Genomic DNA, 19,525 nt, shown 5'->3' on the forward strand with positions numbered 1-19,525 from the left:
AAATGGCCCCCCGTCGCCCGCCTTCCCCCTACGACGACAGCGCCTACGAAAGGGAGCGCTACCAAGATCGCTATCGGGGTGGGCCCCAATCGAGTGGTGCTGGCAAAAAGCCCGGTGAAGGTTTAGCCGGCTTGAAGTTCAACATGGCCACCATCGCCCTGATGGCTGGGGTGATGATTTTGGGCATCGGCATCGGCACCGCCTTAAGCAGTAACACCGCCGGTAGCCAGGGCAATATTTCCAGCAGCCAGCAATTGGATATGGCAGTGCCCGATCCGGAATTTTGTAAGCAGTGGGGTGCTAGCGCCTTCGTGATCGATGTGGAGACCTACACCACGATGAACCCATCCTCAAGCTTTGTAACCCAGCCAAGCCTGCAACCAGGCTGTGTAATCCGCCGCGAAAATTGGTCKGTTTTACAAAAAGAAGGGGCGGTTACAGCTGAACAAATGCGGGAATGCAAGCAGCGGATGAATACCTTTGCCTACATCGGTTCAATCCGAGATAAGCCAGTGGTGCGCTGCGTTTATCAAAACGACGCCAGCCAAAAYAAATTCCAAACCAAGGGCATTGCCGGTGCCGCCGCCGACGACACCGTGGGTGTTACCCCAGAAGCGGATCAGTTCTGAGCAGAACTCTGATCCCGTAGGGGGCTATCGGGGCTGGCAAATACCGGCAGGATTTCTTTGCGGAATGCCGCTGAAGCCCTTGAGCAATAGCGGGCGGGATGGGTAATCAAACGCAACTGACGCCGCACGCTCAAATCGCTCAACATCACCCGATGCAAACCACCGGTGGCYAGTTCCCGTTCAATCGAAACCACCGGTAGAAAAGCAGCGCCCAAACCACTTTGCACCGCATTTTTAATCGCCTCGAGGGAATTGAGCTCCATTTCAATGCGCAAGCGCTGCACATCGAGCCCMCCCCTGGAAAGCAGTTGATCCACAACCTTGCGGGTGGTTGATTGGGCATCYAARCAAATAAAGGAAAGGCGATACAGATCTTCTTTTTGTAATTCCTGCAGCCGTGCCATGGGATGTTTTATCGGCAACACCAAAGCCAATTCTTCGCTGGCATAGGCCACCACCTGCAGCTGCTCGGCCAATTCGTTTGGCACCTCACCACCAATGATGGCGAGATCCACCTGGCCATTGGCCACACTCCAACTGGTACGCCTGGTGCTGTGCACCTGCAATTGCACAGAAACATCAGGATATTTCTGACGAAATAAACCAATCATGCGGGGCATTAAATAGGTGCCYGTTGTTTGGCTTGCACCCACCACAAGGGAGCCCCCCTTGAGGTTRTGGAGATCGTCTAGGGCGCGGCAAGCCTCCTGGCATTGACTCAAAATCCGCTCGGAATAGGTAAGTAATAAATGACCWGCTTCTGTGAGTTGGGCCTTGCGGCCGCCGCGATCAAATAAAGACACATCCAGCTGCTTTTCCAAATTTTGGATCTGCAAACTCACCGCTGGCTGAGTTACATAGAGGCTATCKGCRGCCTTCTTAAAGCTGCCCTCACTGGCGATGGCCCGMAGGATGCGCAGCTGATCAATAGTGAACGGAAGGTCCGCCATCGCTTAACTCTAGGGTGCAATTTCCAATAGCCTTAGTTGGATGGCTACTTCCACCCTGCACAACAGCAGCCTGGTGATGCTGGCTTTGCTGTTGGTGTTTGCAATTTTGCACAGCGGTGGCGCCTCCCTGCGTTATTGGGGTGCAGCCCGCATCGGCGAACGGGCCTGGCGGCTGCTCTTTGCAGCGATCAGCATCCCGGCAGCGGTGGTGTTAGTTGGTTACTTTTTGGCCCATCGCTACGACGGCCTCCGGCTTTGGAATCTGCAGGATCAAGCCTGGATTGTGCCCCTGGTGTGGGCTGGCACCGCCRTTAGCTTTTTCTTTCTGTATCCAGCCACCTACAACCTGCTGGAAATACCGGCATTGCAACAACCAAAGGTGCGGCTCTATGCCAGCGGCATTATTCGCATCAGCCGCCATCCCCAGGCGGTGGGCCAAGTGCTCTGGTGCTTCACCCATCTGCTTTGGATCGGCAGCAGCTTCATGCTGGTTACTTGTGTTGGTTTGATTGCCCACCATTTATTTGCCGTATGGAATGGTGATCGGCGCCTGGCGGCCAGATTTGGCGAWGGCTTYAAAGAATTRCAGGCAAACACTTCAGTAATTCCCTTTCGGGCGGTGCTGGATGGCCGCCARAGCTTGGTGCTAACTGAATTTTTAAGGCCAGCCCAATTGGGTATTGCCATCGCCATTGCCAGCTTCTGGTTTGCCCACCGTTGGATTGGGCTAGGGGCCACAACTTTTGCCCGTTCTTGGATTGGCCACTGGCTTCATTAGCTGTGCTGCCTACACTCCAGATACCCGCCTGCCGTTTCAGATGCCTTCGGCTGCCGAGGTTGCCTGGTTGATTCCCGTGTTACCGCTGGCGGGAGCTGTGTTTGTGGGGTTGGGGCTGATCAGCTTCAACCGCACCGTTAATCGTTTACGCAAGCCCGTGGCTTTGTTGCTGCTCAGCTGTGTGGGCGCCTCAGGGGTATTGAGTTTTGCCGTTTTGGCTGAACAGTTGCGGGGCGCTGGCCCCTATGAGGCCCTKTTCAATTGGGCTAGTGCCGGTGATTTCAACCTTGAGATGGGCTTCAGGGTTGATCCCYTAGGGGCTGTGATGCTGGCTTTGGTCACCACCATCGCTGTGTTGGTGATGGTTTATTCCCAYGGCTACATGGCCCACGACAAAAGCTATGTGCGTTTTTTCACCTACCTAGCCCTGTTCAGCAGTTCGATGTTGGGGCTTGTGATCAGCCCAAACCTGCTGGAGATCTACGTTTTTTGGGAATTGGTGGGGATGTGTTCMTATCTATTGGTGGGCTTTTGGTACGACAGAGAGGGGGCAGCCCACGCGGCCCAAAAGGCTTTTGTGGTGAACCGGGTTGGTGATTTCGGCCTGCTCCTCGGAATMCTCGGCTTGTTTTGGGCCACGGGCAGTTTTGATTTCGAAGGCATCGCCACGGGCCTTAGTGCTGCCATGGCAGATGGCCGCGTGTCTGGTTGGGCAGCAACTGCCCTTTGCCTGTTTGTTTTTATGGGGCCCATGGCCAAATCGGCCCAGTTCCCCCTGCATGTGTGGCTGCCCGATGCCATGGAAGGGCCAACGCCCATATCAGCCCTAATCCATGCGGCAACGATGGTGGCAGCTGGGGTGTTTTTGGTGGCGCGGCTTGAACCCCTCTATGGCCTCTTCCCAGATGTGCAAACGGTKATCGCCGTAATTGGCACCATCACCTGCTTCCTGGGGGCCAGCATCGCCCTCACCCAGATGGATCTGAAAAAGGGGTTGGCCTACAGCACCGTGAGTCAGTTGGGTTACATGATGCTGGCCATGGGTTGCGGCGCTCCGATCGCCGGCATGTTCCACCTGGTAACCCATGCCTTCTTCAAGGCGATGTTGTTTTTGGGTTCCGGTTCGGTGATCCATGCCATGGAAGAGGTGGTGGGCCATGAACCGGCCCTTGCCCAAGACATGCGCTTAATGGGCGGGCTGCGTAAGCARATGCCGATCACAGCGATCACCTTTTTGATCGGCTGCGTTGCCATCAGTGGCATCCCACCTTTGGCGGGCTTCTGGAGTAAAGACGAAATTCTTGGTCAAGCCTTCAACAGCTACCCACTGCTCTGGGTTGTGGGTTTCCTAACGGCCGGGATGACAGCTTTTTACATGTTCCGGCTCTATTTCCTCACCTTTGAGGGGCCCTTCCGCGGCGCTGATCTGCAATTGCGCCAGGAACTGCTCGCAGCAGCTGGTAAACCAGCAAGCGATAAGGGCGGCCATGCCAGCAAGGCCCATGAATCGGCCTGGCCGATGACTTTGCCCCTGGTGGTTTTAGCGGTGCCTTCAATCCTGATTGGCCTGCTTGGCACCCCTTGGCATAGCCGCTTTGCCGCTTTGCTTGATCCWAAGGAGGCAACAGAAATGGCAGMAGCATTTAGCTGGCCTGAATTTCTWCCCCTTGCTGGCGCATCGGTGGCGATTTCCCTAACGGGCATCAGCATTGCTGTGCTGGCCTATGCCTTGCACAAAATYGACCTTGCTAAGGCCGTTGCCGCTCGCTTCCCCAGCATCAATGCCTTTCTTGCCAATAAGTGGTATYTGGATGCCTTAAACGAAAAACTATTTGTGCAGGGCAGCCGCAAGTTGGCAAAGCAGGTGCTTGAGGTGGATGCAAAGGTGGTGGATGGGGTTGTGAACCTCACAGGCTTGCTCACCCTTGGCAGTGGTGAGGGCTTGAAGTATTTCGAAACCGGYAGGGCCCAGTTCTATGCCTTGATCGTGTTTGGCGGTGTGATTGGCCTTGTGGTGATCTTTGGCTCCCTCGGCTAACGGCGAGCAAGCTTGAGATGTGTGTGTCAAACCCAACCGGTGAATGCACGGTTGGCTAGTAATTTCTACACTCCCTCAAGACGCTGCCAAGGATCTGGACGCCTTTCCCTGGCTAACAACAGCCATCTTGCTGCCGATAACGGCCTCCCTGCTGATCTTTTTCATTCCTGATCCAGGCGACGGCAAAGTTGTGCGCTGGTATGCCCTTGGGGTAACGCTCACCACATTTTTGATCACGGTTGCTGCCTACCTGCGGGGCTACGACCCTGATGTGGCTGGGCTACAGCTCTACCAACGGGTTTCCTGGTTGCCCCAGGTGGGTTTGGGKTGGTCGGTKGGGGCCGATGGCCTCTCGATGCCMTTGATATTGCTCACCAGCTTCATCACTACCCTGGCCTGCCTTGCGGCTTGGCCCGTTACCTTCAAGCCAAAACTTTTCTTTTTCCTATTGCTGGCCATGGATGGCGGCCAGATAGCAGTTTTTGCAGTGCAAGACATGCTGCTGTTTTTCCTGGCATGGGAACTGGAACTGCTGCCTGTTTATCTATTGCTGGCGATCTGGGGCGGTAAAAAACGCCAATATGCGGCCACAAAATTCATCCTTTACACCGCCGGCAGTTCACTTTTTATCTTGCTGGTGGCCTTAGCAATGGCCTTTGCCGGCGGCGGCWCGCCAAGTTTTGAATACAGCGAACTAGCGGCTAAACACCTGGGCACTGGCTTTCAATTGCTTTGTTATGGCGGGTTGTTAATCGCCTTTGGCGTAAAACTGCCGATTGTGCCCCTGCACACCTGGCTGCCTGATGCCCATGGGGAAGCAACAGCRCCTGTGCACATGCTGCTAGCCGGGATCCTGCTCAAGATGGGCGGCTATGCCTTATTCCGCTTTAACGCTTCGATGTTCCCGGAAGCCCATGTGCAATTTGCGCCCCTWCTGGTGATTTTGGGGGTTGTGAACATTATTTATGCGGCGCTCACCTCCTTTGCCCAACGCAACTTGAAACGCAAAATTGCCTACAGCTCAATTAGCCATATGGGCTTTGTGCTGATTGGTATTGGTAGTTTCTCGCCACTCGCGGCAAGCGGCGCAATGCTGCAGATGATCAGCCATGGCCTGATCGGTGCAAGCTTGTTTTTCCTGGTGGGGGCCACCTACGACCGCATCCACACCCTGCAGCTGGATGAAATGGGTGGGGTGGGTCAAAAAATGCGCAAGATGTTTGCGCTCTGGACCATCTGTTCGCTTGCATCCCTTGCYTTGCCTGGGATGAGTGGCTTTGTATCGGAATTGATGGTGTTTGTGGGTTTTGCCACCGACGACGCCTACAGCCTGCCCTTCAGGATCGTGATCGATGGTTTAGCGGCSGTGGGTGTGATCCTCACGCCTATTTATTTGCTTTCAATGTTGAGAGAAATATTTTTTGGTACGGAAAATCCAGTATTGGCAGACACCAACATGGTGGATGCTGAACCCAGGGAGATCTACATCATCTCTTGCCTGCTGGTGCCAATTATTGGCATCGGCCTCTACCCCAGRTTAGTTACAGACACCTACAGGGCCACGATTGAACAATTGGTGGCGGTTGATGAATCCAAAATGAARGCGGCCAGTGCACCGCCCTTCCCCTTCCGGATGGCACCGCAATTGAAYTAATGCCCCTGGCACTACCTAGCTGCGCAGGTTAATCTGCGCCCAGTTGGCCTTAAACCCCTTTGACCCATGCGGGGGACAGTGGGGCCCGTGTGGCCATCCGYTTACTGCAAGATGCAGCGGAACGGGGCGATATCGACCCTTGGGATGTTGATGTTATTGCAGTAATTGATGGTTTTTTAGATCAGTTRCGTCAAAAACTKGAGTTGCCAAGRCTGGTGGCAGCAGCGGGTGGCAGTTATGAACAAGATTTAGCAGAAAGTAGCGAAGCATTTTTAGCGGCATCGGTGCTTGTATCCCTAAAGGCCGARCACCTKGAGCAGCGCACCTTTGCCCAMGAACTGCYYTGCCCCGAAGAGGATGATTTGCTCAACCTCGAAGCKGATTGGCCGCAGCTGCTGCAATTACCAGCGCGGCCGGAACGGYTGCTACTGCGGCGAACGGTGGCACCACCACCCCTACAAAGGCCCGTAACCCTGGGGGAATTGATTCAGCAGCTGGAGGATATCGCCACTCGCCTGGAGGAACAGGGACCACGGCAACGGCGCCAGGCCCCGAAGCGCTATTCCGATCGCGAGGCGATTGCCCAGGTAACAGCCCTGGCCCAYAGGGAAAAGCTGCCTGAAACCACTGCAGCCCTCAGTGTTTTTCTGGGGAAATGGGGCCCTGGCACCAGCTGGGTTGACTTTGAACAATTGGTAACCGCCTGGGAAAAAGCAGCCCCCGCCGACCTTGATAGCGATCGGGTTGGGGTGTTTTGGGCCCTGCTTTTTCTTTGCTCCCAAGGGCGGGTGGATCTTGAGCAAGATGGCTCCCAGCTATTTGGCCCATTGCGTTTGCGTTGTTTATTACAGGCCGGCGAGGGGGTGCAGCAGGAAATTAGCTGGATAGGGTCAGCGCCGCAGCCGGCCCGTGAACTGCAAGCCGCCTAGGAAAGCATTGATACGCTTGCTTGATCTGTTGAGATAWCCGCCATGAAGGCCATGATTTTGGCGGCGGGAAAAGGAACGAGGGTGCAGCCGATCACCCACACCATTCCCAAGCCAATGATTCCTATTTTGCAGAAACCAGTGATGGAATTTCTGCTGGAATTATTACGTCAGCATGGCTTCACGGAAGTGATGGTAAATGTGTCCCATTTAGCAGAAGAAATTGAAAACTATTTCCGCGATGGCCAAAGGTTTGGTGTGGAGATTGCCTATAGCTTTGAGGGTCGCATTGAAGATGGTGAATTAATTGGTGATGCCCTTGGTTCCGCAGGCGGTTTAAAAAAGATTCAAAATTTTCAACGTTTTTTCGACKACACCTTTGTGGTGCTTTGTGGTGATGCCCTAATCGATTTAAATCTMAGCGAAGCGGTGCGGCGCCACCGCCAGAAAGGAGCCTTRGCYTCTTTAGTAACGAAACGGGTGCCAAAGGAGCAGGTAAGCAGCTATGGCGTGGTGGTAACAGATGARCTGGGAAGGGTAAAAGCATTTCAGGAAAAACCCGCCATAGACGATGCCTTAAGCGACGAGATAAACACTGGYATTTATATATTTGAACCTCAGATATTCGASCATATCCCTAGCGATATTCCCTACGACATTGGCGCAAATCTATTTCCTAAATTAGTGGAGGAAGGCTTGCCATTTTACGCCTTGCCAATGGAATTTGAATGGGTTGATATTGGTAAAGTTCCCGATTATTGGCAGGCGATTCGATCTGTTTTGCAAGGTGAAGTTAGGCAGGTAACGATTCCAGGCAAGCAGGTGAGGCCTGGAATTTACACCGGCCTAAATGTTGCTGCAAATTGGGATAAAATCCATGTGGAAGGGCCTGTTTATGTGGGCGGCATGACAAAAATAGAAGATGGTGTTTCAATCATTGGTCCAGCAATGATTGGCCCTAGTTGTCATATCTGCGCCGGGGCAACAATTGATAACTCCATTATTTTTGATTATTCCCGCATCGGCGCTGGCGTTCGCCTGGTGGAAAAGTTGGTTTTTGGCCGCTATTGCGTTGATCGCAGCGGCGACCATATCGATGTGCAGGAGGCCGCCCTCGACTGGTTGATCACCGATGCCCGCCGCCAAGACCTTGTGCAGCCATCACCGGAACAAAAGGCCCTGGCCGAATTGCTCGGTTCAGATCTCGGCAAGGGCTAATACATCCACCAGGCTTTCCTCAGCCTTAATCGCCATCAGGTGYACGCCAGCTGCAATTTTGCAATAGCTGCTCACTTGTTCAGCGGCAATCCGGATCCCCTCCAAGCGGGGATCGGCGGCAGCGGCAAGGCGATCGATCAAGGCCTGGGGGATCTGGGCCCCTGGCACCACACGATTGATAAAACTGGCATTTTTGGCTGATTTCAAAAGAAACACCCCAGCCAGCACCGGTAAACCGAGGGGGTTTGTTATCTCTCYACAAAAACGCCGCAATGCCTCGGGATCCATCACCATTTGGGTTTGTAAAAACCTGGCGCCTGCTGCCGCCTTCCGCGCTGTGCGRCTYTTGAGGCCACTCCAGCTGGGCGATTGCGGATCAGCGGCGGCACCGGCAAACAGGCTGGTGGGGCCATCGGGYAGCACCTTACCGAGGGGATCCAAACCCTGATTAAGGGCCTGCACCTGCWGCARCAAACGCACCGATTCCAAATCAAATACAGGCCGCGCCAGGGGTTGATTGCCAGCCCGCACCGGATCACCGGTTAAACACAACACATTGCGCAGCCCCAGGGCATGGGCTCCAAGCAGTTCCGCCTGGAGGCCAATGCGATTGCGATCGCGGCAGCCCAGCTGCAGCACTGGCTCCAGGCCGCGCTCCTGCAGCAATTTGCAAAGGGCAAGGCTGCCCATGCGCATCACCGCTCGGCTGCCATCGGTAACGTTGAAGGCCTGCACCAACCCCCGCAAACTTTCGGCTGCCGCCAGTGCCCTACTGGGATCYCCCCCTAGGGGCGGTGTAATTTCAGCGGTAATTACCGGCCTAGRGCCCGCTAAGGCCTGTTCAAAACCTGGGGCCATACCTGCCTAATARCTTGGATATCTTCCCAGGCTGCCTACACTGCTCAAGTGTTGCTGGGGCGCAGGCTATGGACGCCCATCTCTCCGAAAGGGAGCTGGAAATCATCGAATTGGTGGCRGCGGAGCTCACCAACCATGAGATCGGCGTAAAGCTCTCGATCAGTAAACGCACGGTTGATAACCACGTGAGCAATATCTTCACGAAAACCGGCTCCCGCAACCGGGTAGCCCTGGTGAATTGGGCCATGAGCAACGGCAAAATCTGCCGCGATGGCCTCAATTGCTGCAACCTGCCTAAGGCCTAGGCAGGGAGGCRTATAGGGCTTTGAAATGGGCCTGCTGTTGGCGATGGCTCACCAATGGCGCTGGATAGCCACGGCTTTCTAGGGGTGCGATTTCACCGCTGATTAGATCAGCACTATTTACATGTTGCAGTTCCGGCARCCAGCGGCGGATATACACCCCATCGCTATCAAAYTTGCGCGCCTGGGTGGCGGGGTTAAAAATTCGCAGCGGTTTTGGATCCATGCCACTGCTGGCACTCCATTGCCAACCKCCGTTATTGGCAGCTTGATCACCATCCACTTCAAGGGCCATGAACCAGGCCTCCCCAAAGCGCCAATCACAAATCAAGTCTTTAACTAAAAAAGAAGCCACGATCATGCGGCAGCGGTTGTGCATAAAGCCTGTTTCCGCCAGCTCWCGCATCGCTGCATCAACAATTGGCACCCCGGTGAGGCCCTGCCGCCAGGCCTCTAGCCACTGGCCGTTGTTCTCCCAGGGRAACTGGCTCCATAGGGGCCGATAGGGGCCATCGGCAAGGCTAGGGAAATGGAACAGGGCCTGTTGGTAAAACTCACGCCAGGCCAATTCCTGCTGCCACACCCGAATCGATTGGCGCTGTTCATCACTGCGGCAATTCTCTAAGCATTCCAAGCTGGCTGCCCAGGCGGTGCGGGCACTGAGGCTGCCGGCCCGCAAAGCAGCACTAAGGCAAGARGTGCCGGCCTCCGCAGGCAAATTGCGACCTTCCTCGTAGTGCTGCAATGCCCCATCGGCAAATTGCYGCAATTGGCCAAGGGCGGCCGTTTCCCCCGGYAAACARGGGCAAATCCCAGCGCCTGGCCACTGTTCCCTTGGCAGGGTGTGAACAAGGGGCATGGCGGCAAGGCAAGCCTGCTGGGTTGCTGTTAGGTCGAGCAGAGCCTTGGGTGCCTCCAGCGGTGCCGCCTTGGCCTGCTGYTGCCAGGCSCGCCAATAGGGGCCATAAACCCTGTAGGGGTCACCGGCGCCAGTGCGCAATTGCTCCGGTGGCACCAGCAATTGATCCCAATCAGCTGCCACCTTGATCCCAGCTGCCTTAAGGGATTGGGCAAGGCTTTTATCGCGCTGGCGYACYAAYGGCTCCACATCACGGTTCCAGGCCACCCCCTCCACCGCAAGCAATTGGGCCAGCTGGGGCACCAGCAAAAGCGGATCGCCCTGCAACACCAGTAGGCGGCTACCGGCAGCGAGCCAACGCTGCTGCAATTCCACCAGACACTCCAGCAAAAACCAACGGCGGGCGGGCGCCATGGTGGGGTGCTGCAATTCAGCTGGATCCARCACATAAAGGCCAGTTAGGGCTGGGCTGCTGGCGGCTTGGGAGGCCAGGCCCAAGTTGTCGGCAAGGCGCAGGTCGCGGCGATGCCAAAACAGCCAGCGGGGGGGCAACGCAGTCATGTCAGTGCAAACCCAGCAACTGCTTGGCCCGGAACCAGGCGGTAACACTCTTGCCATCAAGGGGTTCAGCGCCGCTGGCCAGGGCTGCATCCAACTCAGCTGGTGCCATCAAAAGCACTTCAATGTCTTCGTCGTGGTCGGCGGCAACGGGAGTGGCCAGCGGCTGCAGGTTGCGAGCTAAAAACAGGTGGATCACCTCATCGGAATAGCCAGGGCAGGGYAGCAGTAGGCCKAGGGGATCCCAACGCATGGCGCAATAGCCGGCCTCCTCCTGCAATTCCCKCTCCATGGCCGCCTGGGGCGCTTCAGCAGCTTCAAGGGTGCCCGCTGGAAATTCCAAAATGCGCCGCTGAACGGCAAAGCGATATTGACGCAACAGCACCACCCTGCCATCGGCCAACACCGGCACCGCCAAGGCCGCGCCTGGATGGCGAATGCAGCCATAGGTGCCCTCCACCCCGAGCGGTAAGCGCAAATGTTGAATTTCCATGCGCAGCTTGCGCACCGAAAGGCAGGCCACGGTTTCAAGCAATTCAGCTGGTTCCTGCGGGGGAAGGGATGCCAAGGCTTGGGCTCAATTCAATCCAGTTTGGCGATTAATCGGGCCAAACCGCTGTGGCGGGGAGCTGTTGCGGCGCTGGTTCACTGCAATCAAGCAATAAAKCAGCCAGCAGTTCTGCCGCCGTGAGCTTTTGCCCCGGTGGCCTGAGGTTGGGATCAAGGCTTGCCAATGGTTCGAGCACAAAGCGGCGCACCCAYAGCCGTGGATGGGGCAATTGCAGCTGGGGGCTAAACCGTTTTGCTGTGCCACACCAAAGCAGATCTAAATCCAAACTGCGGGGCCCCCAAGCCACCAAACGCTGCCTACCGGCTGCCGCCTCAAGCTTTTGTAGTTCCGCCAGCAATTGCTCAGGGCTGCCAAGCCATTGCAGCAACACCACAGCATTRAGGAAGKCTGGTTGGCCCGCTGGSCCCCCCACCGGCGCCGTGCGAAATAGGGGYGAACAACGCAGGGATCCAGGCTGCGCCAGGGCGCCTAGGCCCTGGCGGGCTGCGCCCAGCAAGGCAAGGCAATCCCCCAAATTGCTGCCAAGGGCGATGGCTGCTGCCTCAGCCAGCGGTTGCGTTGCATTGGCCCCAGCCATCAAAAGCGCTAAATCCAGCTGCCAGCATTCCTGATATAACAGCGGCCAAGCTGCGATGCTGGAGTGGATTTTGGGCCCCATGACCGCCCTGCCTTCCACCGCAAGCCAGGTGTTCCCCCTGGCGGCCATCACGGGCCATCCCACTTTGAAATTGGCCCTGCTGCTGGCGGCCGTTGATCCCGGTTTAGGCGGCGTGGTGATCGCCGGCGGCCGGGGCACCGGTAAATCCGTGCTGGCCAGGGGTTTACACGCGCTGCTGCCAGCGATTGAAATTATTGAAGGCAGCCTTAATGCGGAACCCGATGGCAGCCAAGCCAGCCGGATAATTCCGGCCCCATTTGTGCAGGTGCCCCTGGGGGTTACGGAAGATCGYTTGCTGGGGTCGGTGGATGTGGCCCGTTCCCTGRCGGAGGGAAGCACTGTGTTTCAACCGGGGYTSCTGGCCGAGGCCCACMGGGGGGTGCTCTACATCGATGAATTAAATCTGCTCGATATGAATGCCCTAAACCTGCTGCTGGCGGCGGTGGGTTCAGGCGTTAATCAAGTGGAGCGGGAGGGCTTAAGTGTTTGCCACCCCTGCCAGCCGCTGCTGATTGCCACCTTCAATCCAGAGGAAGGGGCCATGGCAGACCATCTGCTCGATCGTTTTGCCATCGCCCTTTCCGCCAACCAAACGGTTACTACAGCTGAACGGGTATCGATCACAGAAGCGGCTATCGGCTACGGCGAAAACAGCAGCGCCTTTCGCCAGCAGTGGCAGGAGGAAACCGATGCGATTGCCACCCAACTGCTCCTAGCCCGCCAGTGGTTGCCGGATGTGGTGATCACTGGCGCCCAAATCAACTATTTGGTGGAGGAAGCCCTGCGCGGCGGCGTTGAGGGTCATCGCGCTGAGTTGTATGCCTTGAGGGTGGCCAAGGCCCATGCGGCCCTTGARGCTAGAGATCGCGTGGAAGCGGAGGATCTACAACTGGCGGTGCGCTTAGTAATTGCACCTCGGGCAAAATTGCAACAACCCCAGGAACAACCTGAGCAGCAACCACCAGCAACTCCCCCCCCAGCAAACAACAGCGAAAATCAAGCAGAAGAAAAAGACAAAGAAACAGATAAAGAAGAAAATGAAGCTGAAGCTGAAAACGATGCTGAGAACGAATCTGAGAACGAATCCGAAAATGATCCAAACAACAACGAAGCTGAAGTAGATAAACCACCCTCAGTGCCGGAAGAATTCATGTTGGATGCGGAAGCGATTGCAATCGATCCAGAATTACTATCCTTTCAAGCAGCAAAAAGTAAGGCGGCGCGCAGTGGTGCTAGGGGTTTAGTACTTAGCAATAGCCGCGGCCGTTATGTGAGGCCCATAATTCCAAGGGGCCCCGGGGGGCCGATTGCCGTTGATGCCACCCTGCGGGCTGCAGCGCCATATCAAAAAAGCAGACGGGAGCAACAACCGGGGCGCAAATTAATTGTTAAAGAAGTAGACATTCGAGCAAAACAATTACAACGYAAAGCTGGCGCCCTGGTGATATTTCTGGTGGATGCCAGCGGTTCGATGGCCCTAAATCGAATGCAAAGCGCCAAAGGTGCTGTTTTGCGCTTGCTTACCGAGGCCTATGAAAACCGAGATGAAGTAGCCCTCATCCCCTTTCGCGGCGAACAGGCTGAGGTGTTGCTACCCCCCACCCGCTCGATCACCGCAGCAAAAAGACGGCTGGAAACCATGGCTTGCGGCGGTGGATCGCCCCTGGCCCATGGCCTGGCCCAAGCGGCAAGGGTGGGGGCTAATGCCTTGCAAAGTGGCGACCTRGCTCAGGTGGTGGTGGTGGCAATCACCGATGGCCGTGGCAATGTGCCCCTCTCTCGCTCCTTGGGGTTACCAGAAGCGGAAACAACGGTTGATCTAAAAGAGGAACTAAAGCAGGTGGCCGGCCGTTATCGCTTGCTGGGAATAGAGCTTTTAGTTATYGATACCGAACGCAAATTTATTGGCAGTGGCATGGGTAAAGAGTTAGCGGAAGCGGCGGGGGGCCGCTACGTGCAATTGCCTAAAGCCAGCGACCAAGCAATTGCAGCCATCGCCCTCGGTGCCCTAAAACGCTAAAAATAATAAATTCAATCAAACAAACAAATAATCTTTAAGGCTAAATTYAACTGCCTTTGCTTGGTTTACGCAGCTCTGGATATAACTCATCAAAGAATTTACCCAGYCCCACGGTTACACTGCGCAGCCCATTAACAAAATTTGGATCASCGCTCAGTTTTTGCACATCGCCACCGATGGCGTCGTAGCGGCGGGTGAGCTGTTCTGCATTGCTAACAGTGCGCTTTAGCTCATTAATRGTTTTGGGATTATCAAAGGCGGAAACTATATTATTTGTGTGCTTCAAAGTGGCATTGGCTTGGGCTGTAGCCAGTTTGAGATTTTTAATAACCGGATCAGCTTCCTTCACCGCCTGTTGCAATTGCAATACCAATTGATTGCCACTCACGAGCACTGCATCGGCCCGTTTTGCTGTGATGCCAAATGCCTTAGATGTTTTGCTCACTTCCGTGAGCGTTGTGGCGCCCTTAGTGATCAAATCTTGTTGTTCTGCTTTTGCCAATAGGTTTTGCATCATCCCCATCACTGAGGTGAGGCTTGGGGTGGGCACCCCATGCACCAGGCCATTGGCGCACACGATCAAAGTTGGATCGCAATTGCTCGCTAGGGGGCCAGGGCCCTTAGGGGCTGCAATGGAGCTGGTTTCCAAAGCAACTTGTGCATCACCCCCCAACAGGGAACCACTGCGCACTTGGGCGCTGATCGGCCGGGGTAAAAGCAATTGCGKATYTGTGATTCGGCCCTCTACCAGCACCGTGTTCCCCTGGGGCGACACCTTGCKCACAACACCCACAGGCACACCTCGAAAGGTAATTGTGCTCTTGCTKGCCAAACCGGAGGCATCGGCAAAACGCATCTGGATCGGATAGCTTTTTTTGCCAAACAAAAARCCGGAAAGCCAAAACCAGAGCCCCACCCCTCCGGCGATGGCSGCCAAAAGTGAAAACCCGATGCTGGCTTCTTTAAGGCTTCGACGCATTAGMTGAGTAGAGCTCTTTGGGCTGCATTGGTCCGCTCAGGCTACCGGTTCTGAACTGAACCACATAGGGATCTGTACAACAGCGGAATTCCTCCACAGAACCCTGCCAGCGCAACTCGGCTTCATAGAGCAACACCACCCGTTCAGCGGCCCTTTCAATTGTGCTGAGCACATGGCTCACCACCACAGAGGTGCCATTGGCAACCCTTGTGGTGGTAACCATCAAATCCTCAATGCGGGTGGAAGCMACCGGATCAAGCCCCGCCGTGGGTTCATCGAACAGCAGCAGGGGGAAATCCTGGCCAGCGCCGGGATCATCCACCATGGCGCGGGCGAAACTAACCCGTTTTTGCATGCCCCCWGATAGTTCCGCCGGCATCATCTCCTCCGTGCCCGCAAGGCCAACGGCATCGAGGCAGCGGGCCACCCGCCGCTTGATCTCAGCTTCCCCAAGGCGGCCATCGCGGTAGAGCAAAAAACCAACGTTTTGCAGCACTGAAAGGGAGGCGAGCAACGCAGGGCTTTGCGACACCAGGCGCACATCAGGGGGATGGCTCTGATCGAGGCGCAGGTAGCGCTGGGGCTCACCAAACAGCAGTAATTCGCCGGCAGTGGGCAATTCCAAACCCGCCAACATGCGCAGGATTGTGGTTTTACCTGCTCCGGAGGGGCCCACAATCGCCAGCCGCTCCCCTGGCATCAATTGCAGATGCAGATCGGAGAGGATCCTTCTGCTGCCGCGATTCAAGCTCACACCCCGCAGCTCCACCACGGGCAGGTGGGAATGGTTGAAGGCAGCGCGGGATTTAGTCATTTAGGGGTTGCTCTTCTCATTACAGTKACAAGTTGATGCTGCCAAGGCCAGCGCCATGGCTCAGCCAGCCGGCGATCACCACCGCCGCGACGAATTGGTAAAACGCTCCAGGCGCGCGGTGCAATGGTTGCAACCGGGCCTGGTGGTGAAGCGCTGGGTGCTCACCTCAGCCTTGGGGCTGGTGATGGCCCTCTTGGGRGCTGCCATCTGGGCAGACCTCAAACCGATCTACTGGACGATCACGGCAATTGAAACCCTGTTGCGCTCCCTAGCCGGGGCCGGGCARGGTTTCACTGGTCCATTGGTGTTGGTGGTGGGAGCAGGCCTAATTCTGCTTGGTCAAAGCCGYAGTTTTGGYTCGATTCAAAGGGCATTGGCGCCCCATCAAAGCGAAACCGCCCTGGTGGATGCCCTGGTGGCCCAGCGACGCCTAAACCGGGGTCCAAATATCGTTGCCATCGGTGGCGGCACCGGGCTATCCACGCTTTTRAGTGGCCTCAAGCGCTACAGCAGCAATCTCACGGCGATCGTTACGGTGGCCGATGACGGCGGCAGCAGCGGGGTGCTGCGCCGGGAACTGGGGGTGCAACCCCCTGGAGATATTCGCAATTGCCTGGCGGCCTTGGCCCGGGAGGAGCCGCTGCTAACAAAGTTATTTCAATATCGCTTCACCGCCGGCAGTGGTTTAGAGGGCCATAGTTTCGGCAATTTATTTATATCTGCCCTCACAGCAATCACMGGYAGCYTGGAAACGGCGATTACCGCCAGCAGCAAGGTGCTTGCGGTGCAGGGCCAGGTGGTGCCAGCCACCAGCTCTGATGTGCGCCTCTGGGCTGAACTGGAAGATGGCAGGCGCCTGGAGGGGGAATCAAATATTGGTAAGGCCGATAGCCCAATCGTGCGGCTGGGTTGCACCCCGCCACGGCCGGCGGCTCTACCAAGGGCCCTTGAAGCGATTGCCCAGGCGGATTTAATCGTGCTTGGCCCCGGCAGCCTCTACACCTCCCTGTTGCCAAATCTGCTGGTGCCCCAATTGGTGGAAGCGATTGGCCGCTCCCAAGCACCACGGCTWTATATCTGCAACCTCATGACCCAACCGGGCGAAACCGACGGCCTTGATGTGGCAGGCCACCTGCGGGCAATCGAAGCKCAACTAGCCACCCATGGGGTGCAGCGGCGTTTATTTGATGCGGTGCTTGCCCAAGAGGATCTGGCCAGTGGCCCTGAGCTCAACTATTACCGCGCCCGAGGCGCTGAACCGGTTCATTGCGAAGTGGAGGCCCTAAGGGCCCAGGGCTATGAAGTGATGTTGGCGGCGATGCAAGGTAAGAAACAACGCAGCGCCGGCAGGGCCAGTAGGGGAACCCTGCGCCATGAACCGCGCAGCTTGGCCTTGGCTGTAATGCGCTTCTACCGCAATACCAGATCAAATTAGTAGTAAAAAAATTTAATTAGTGGGCGTCTTGTAATTCATAAAAATCGGGCTGAACGTAGTCTTTGCGCAGGGGATAACCAACCCAATCTTCAGGCATCAAAAGACGCTTGGGCAAGGGGTGACCGCTGTAGGTGATGCCAAACATGTCGAAGCATTCCCGCTCCTGCCAATCGGCACCGCGATAGAGGGGATAAAGGGATGGAACGCTGAGATCACCGCTGCGGGGGAGGCTCACCTCAAGCCGCACCTCGGTGGTGCCATTGCCATCACTGCTGCCCACCTGCACCAGGTGATAAAAACTAACCAGATTTTCGCCGGGGCCTTCGTCGTAGGCGCCTTGCACTTGGAGGTAATCAAAACCCTTGGCTTTTAGGGCTGTTGCCACCAATGGCAACGTTTGGGGTTCAACGCCAATGCGTTCAATCCCGAGATGGTCATTTGCCAATGGCTGAGTGTCAAAACCCTGCTGCTGCAGCCATTCAGCCAGGGGGCCTGGGGTGGAATCGGTCATGACTCAAGCGGAAGGGCAATGGWTTCAGRYTTGGCAGGGCTCAAATTGAGCGGTGATATCGCCTCTGCAGCAGCCAGGGCCTGCTTTTGGGATTCGGCCCGCAAGTAGCGGCCATCAATGATTGGCTCCACCGCAGTCATGCGATGGGCAACGGTGTAATAGCGGTGGGTGGGCAATAGGCGGCCCCGTTCCTGCAGGGCTTCATTGCCAACTTTTTTGCGCAGTTTGATMACCGCATCAAAAATTGCCTCCGGCCGAGGCGGGCAACCGGGCAGGTAGAGATCAACGGGGATCAGCTTGTCTACCCCCCGCACAGCGGTGGTGGARTCAGCKGAAAACATGCCTCCGGTAATGGTGCATGCGCCCATGGCAATCACATATTTCGGTTCGGGCATCTGTTCATAAAGGCGCACCAAAGCTGGRGCCATCTTCATCGTTACGGTGCCGGCCACGATGATTAAATCCGCCTGGCGGGGGCTGGARCGGGGTACCAAACCAAAACGGTCGAAATCGAATCTGGAGCCGATTAATGCGGCAAATTCAATGAAGCAGCAGGCGGTGCCATAGAGCAGCGGCCAAAGGCTGCTGAGGCGGGCCCAATTATGCAGATCATCAAGGCTGGTGAGGATCACATTCTCTGAAAGGCCAGAGGTGATTTCCGGTGCACCAACGGGGCCACAGCTGGCGGCCCTTAGGTCGCGCAGGGCATCGATAGAAGGGGTGGTTTCACTCATGGCACTCAGCTCCATTCAAGGGCGCCCTTGCGCCAGGCATAGGCTAGGGCCACAAGCAATATGGCAATAAAAATCAATGCTTCGATGAAAGCAAGCAGGCCGAGGCGATGGAAGGCCACCGCCCAGGGATAGAGAAAAACGGTTTCCACATCGAATATCACAAACACAAGCGCAAACATGTAGTAGCGAATATTGAATTGAATCCAGGCGCCACCAACGGGCTCCATGCCCGATTCATAGGTGAGTAGGCGCTCACCGCTGCGGGATTTAGGGGCCACCAATTTGTTGGTAACCAGGGCGAGCACCGGCACCGCCGCTGCTATCAGCAAAAACCCCAAAAAGGCGTCGTAGCCAGGGAGAACAAACATGCCTGAGGGGCTACTCAGTTTTGATGGCACCAGTGTGGCACCGCTGCTGCTGCAATGGGCTGGATAGAGTTGGCTTAAGCACTGGGCCGTTGCCATGGATACACCTGAAATGGATACCCCTGAGATTGATGCGCCTGAATTGGATACYCCGCAAATACCGGAGGAGGAAAGCAACCCGGATAGCCATCGATTTGAATGCCGCAGCTGTGGCTTTGTTTACGATCCAGAAGAGGGGGTAAAAAAGCTAGGAATTGAGGTGGGAACACCCTTTACAGCGATTGATCCGCGCCGCTTTCGCTGCCCCGTGTGCCGCAGCCCAGTGGCTGCYTTCCGTGACATCGGGCCCCGCAATAAGCCGAGTGGCTTTGAGGAAAATCTCAAATTTGGCTTTGGCGTTAATACGCTCACCCCAGGCCAGAAGAATGTGTTGATCTTTGGGGGGTTTGCCTTGGCCGTTGCTTTTTTCCTCTCCCTCTATTCCCTGCGCTGAAATCGAAACCATGACYAACTTTCTGCGTCAAAAGCTCAATGCCCTGATTAAGCCAGTGCTAAGCGCGGTTTTATTGATCTTGCTCACCACCGGTTGCGTTACCACCGGCCTTGCCACAGCAGCTTCCAGCCCGTGGCAAACGGTGCCGCTCAGCACCAGCGCAAATCCCTTGGAT

At 56.0% G+C, this 19,525-nt stretch carries 20 protein-coding genes; 10 read left to right on the forward strand and 10 right to left on the reverse strand.

Going from position 1 to position 19,525, the window contains the following annotated elements:
* The first annotated feature begins 2 nt into the window (after positions 1-2).
* Positions 3-629, forward strand: coding sequence for a DUF3172 domain-containing protein (locus C7K08_RS08595; RefSeq protein WP_106500224.1), 627 nt, complete (start codon positions 3-5; stop codon positions 627-629).
* Here C7K08_RS08595 and C7K08_RS08600 read toward each other — a convergent pair.
* On the reverse strand, positions 620-1,579 hold the full coding sequence (locus tag C7K08_RS08600; RefSeq protein WP_106500225.1) for a LysR family transcriptional regulator: 960 nt from the start codon (positions 1,577-1,579) through the stop codon (positions 620-622). The two genes, C7K08_RS08595 and C7K08_RS08600, sit on opposite strands and share 10 nt — an antisense overlap.
* 40 nt (positions 1,580-1,619) lie before the next feature.
* Here C7K08_RS08600 and C7K08_RS08605 point away from each other — a divergent pair, with 40 nt between their 5' ends.
* The 5 genes from C7K08_RS08605 to C7K08_RS08625 all read left to right on the forward strand — a co-directional run bounded on the left by C7K08_RS08605 (position 1,620) and on the right by C7K08_RS08625 (position 8,193).
* Positions 1,620-2,357, forward strand: coding sequence for an NnrU family protein (locus tag C7K08_RS08605; protein WP_106500226.1), 738 nt, complete (start codon positions 1,620-1,622; stop codon positions 2,355-2,357).
* A gap of 40 nt (positions 2,358-2,397) precedes the next feature.
* The gene (locus C7K08_RS08610) at positions 2,398-4,395 is read left to right on the forward strand and encodes an NAD(P)H-quinone oxidoreductase subunit 5 (RefSeq protein WP_106500238.1); all 1,998 of its coding nucleotides are present in this window, start codon (positions 2,398-2,400) and stop codon (positions 4,393-4,395) included.
* 94 nt (positions 4,396-4,489) lie between these two features.
* Positions 4,490-6,049, forward strand: a complete 1,560-nt coding sequence (locus C7K08_RS08615) for an NAD(P)H-quinone oxidoreductase subunit 4 (RefSeq protein WP_193464827.1) — start codon at positions 4,490-4,492, stop codon at positions 6,047-6,049.
* 89 nt (positions 6,050-6,138) lie between these two features.
* A complete protein-coding gene (locus tag C7K08_RS08620; RefSeq protein WP_241537162.1) occupies positions 6,139-6,978 on the forward strand; it encodes a segregation/condensation protein A in 840 nt (279 codons plus the stop codon).
* A 42-nt stretch (positions 6,979-7,020) separates the two neighbouring features.
* Entirely contained in the window at positions 7,021-8,193 is a 1,173-nt protein-coding gene (locus tag C7K08_RS08625) for a nucleotidyltransferase family protein (RefSeq protein ID WP_106500229.1), read from the forward strand.
* On the opposite strand, the gene C7K08_RS08630 is transcribed toward C7K08_RS08625, so the two are convergent.
* On the reverse strand, positions 8,173-9,051 hold the full coding sequence (locus C7K08_RS08630) for a methylenetetrahydrofolate reductase (RefSeq protein ID WP_106500230.1): 879 nt from the start codon (positions 9,049-9,051) through the stop codon (positions 8,173-8,175). The two genes, C7K08_RS08625 and C7K08_RS08630, sit on opposite strands and share 21 nt — an antisense overlap.
* Before the next feature lie 68 nt (positions 9,052-9,119).
* On the opposite strand from C7K08_RS08630, the gene pedR reads away from it, so the two are divergent.
* The gene (gene pedR, locus C7K08_RS08635; RefSeq protein WP_106500231.1) at positions 9,120-9,356 is read left to right on the forward strand and encodes a photosynthetic electron transport-dependent transcriptional regulator PedR; all 237 of its coding nucleotides are present in this window, start codon (positions 9,120-9,122) and stop codon (positions 9,354-9,356) included.
* On the opposite strand, the gene C7K08_RS08640 is transcribed toward pedR, so the two are convergent.
* Genes C7K08_RS08640 through folK form a run of 3 tightly spaced genes read right to left on the reverse strand, consistent with a single transcriptional unit; the run spans position 9,346 to position 11,999 of the window.
* The gene (locus C7K08_RS08640) at positions 9,346-10,773 is read right to left on the reverse strand and encodes a cryptochrome/photolyase family protein (RefSeq protein WP_106500232.1); all 1,428 of its coding nucleotides are present in this window, start codon (positions 10,771-10,773) and stop codon (positions 9,346-9,348) included. The two genes, pedR and C7K08_RS08640, sit on opposite strands and share 11 nt — an antisense overlap.
* Position 10,774: 1 nt before the next feature.
* Positions 10,775-11,338, reverse strand: a complete 564-nt coding sequence (locus C7K08_RS08645; RefSeq protein ID WP_106500233.1) for an NUDIX hydrolase — start codon at positions 11,336-11,338, stop codon at positions 10,775-10,777.
* 31 nt (positions 11,339-11,369) lie between these two features.
* Positions 11,370-11,999 (reverse strand): 2-amino-4-hydroxy-6-hydroxymethyldihydropteridine diphosphokinase, encoded by a 630-nt coding sequence (folK, locus tag C7K08_RS08650; RefSeq protein WP_241537163.1) that lies wholly within the window; start codon positions 11,997-11,999, stop codon positions 11,370-11,372.
* Here folK and bchD point away from each other — a divergent pair.
* On the forward strand, positions 11,998-14,019 hold the full coding sequence (bchD, locus tag C7K08_RS08655; protein WP_106500234.1) for a magnesium chelatase ATPase subunit D: 2,022 nt from the start codon (positions 11,998-12,000) through the stop codon (positions 14,017-14,019). The two genes, folK and bchD, sit on opposite strands and share 2 nt — an antisense overlap.
* A gap of 46 nt (positions 14,020-14,065) precedes the next feature.
* Here bchD and C7K08_RS16870 read toward each other — a convergent pair whose 3' ends face one another.
* On the reverse strand, positions 14,066-14,998 hold the full coding sequence (locus C7K08_RS16870; RefSeq protein WP_106500235.1) for an MlaD family protein: 933 nt from the start codon (positions 14,996-14,998) through the stop codon (positions 14,066-14,068).
* Entirely contained in the window at positions 14,982-15,812 is an 831-nt protein-coding gene (locus tag C7K08_RS08665; protein ID WP_106500236.1) for an ABC transporter ATP-binding protein, read from the reverse strand. Before C7K08_RS08665 ends, C7K08_RS16870 begins: the two co-directional genes overlap by 17 nt.
* A gap of 55 nt (positions 15,813-15,867) precedes the next feature.
* On the opposite strand from C7K08_RS08665, the gene C7K08_RS08670 reads away from it, so the two are divergent.
* Entirely contained in the window at positions 15,868-17,247 is a 1,380-nt protein-coding gene (locus C7K08_RS08670) for a gluconeogenesis factor YvcK family protein (protein WP_106500240.1), read from the forward strand.
* A 16-nt stretch (positions 17,248-17,263) separates the two neighbouring features.
* Here the strand turns inward: C7K08_RS08670 and C7K08_RS08675 are convergent, their stop codons facing one another.
* From C7K08_RS08675 to C7K08_RS08685, 3 genes are read right to left on the reverse strand one after another with little or no spacing between them, the layout of a single operon-like run.
* Entirely contained in the window at positions 17,264-17,758 is a 495-nt protein-coding gene (locus C7K08_RS08675; RefSeq protein WP_106500237.1) for an NAD(P)H-quinone oxidoreductase subunit J, read from the reverse strand.
* A complete protein-coding gene (gene nuoB, locus C7K08_RS08680; protein ID WP_106500241.1) occupies positions 17,755-18,492 on the reverse strand; it encodes an NADH-quinone oxidoreductase subunit NuoB in 738 nt (245 codons plus the stop codon). The genes C7K08_RS08675 and nuoB overlap by 4 nt, the downstream gene beginning before the upstream one ends.
* Before the next feature lie 5 nt (positions 18,493-18,497).
* Positions 18,498-18,860: an NAD(P)H-quinone oxidoreductase subunit 3 gene (locus C7K08_RS08685; RefSeq protein WP_106500242.1), complete on the reverse strand. Its 363-nt coding sequence runs from the start codon at positions 18,858-18,860 to the stop codon at positions 18,498-18,500.
* A gap of 109 nt (positions 18,861-18,969) precedes the next feature.
* On the opposite strand from C7K08_RS08685, the gene C7K08_RS08690 reads away from it, so the two are divergent.
* Positions 18,970-19,350, forward strand: coding sequence for a rubredoxin (locus tag C7K08_RS08690; RefSeq protein ID WP_106500243.1), 381 nt, complete (start codon positions 18,970-18,972; stop codon positions 19,348-19,350).
* The last annotated feature ends 175 nt before the right edge of the window (positions 19,351-19,525 follow it).

It is taken from the genome of Synechococcus lacustris str. Tous, assembly GCF_003011125.1.
Taxonomy (GTDB): domain Bacteria; phylum Cyanobacteriota; class Cyanobacteriia; order PCC-6307; family Cyanobiaceae; genus Synechococcus_D; species Synechococcus_D lacustris.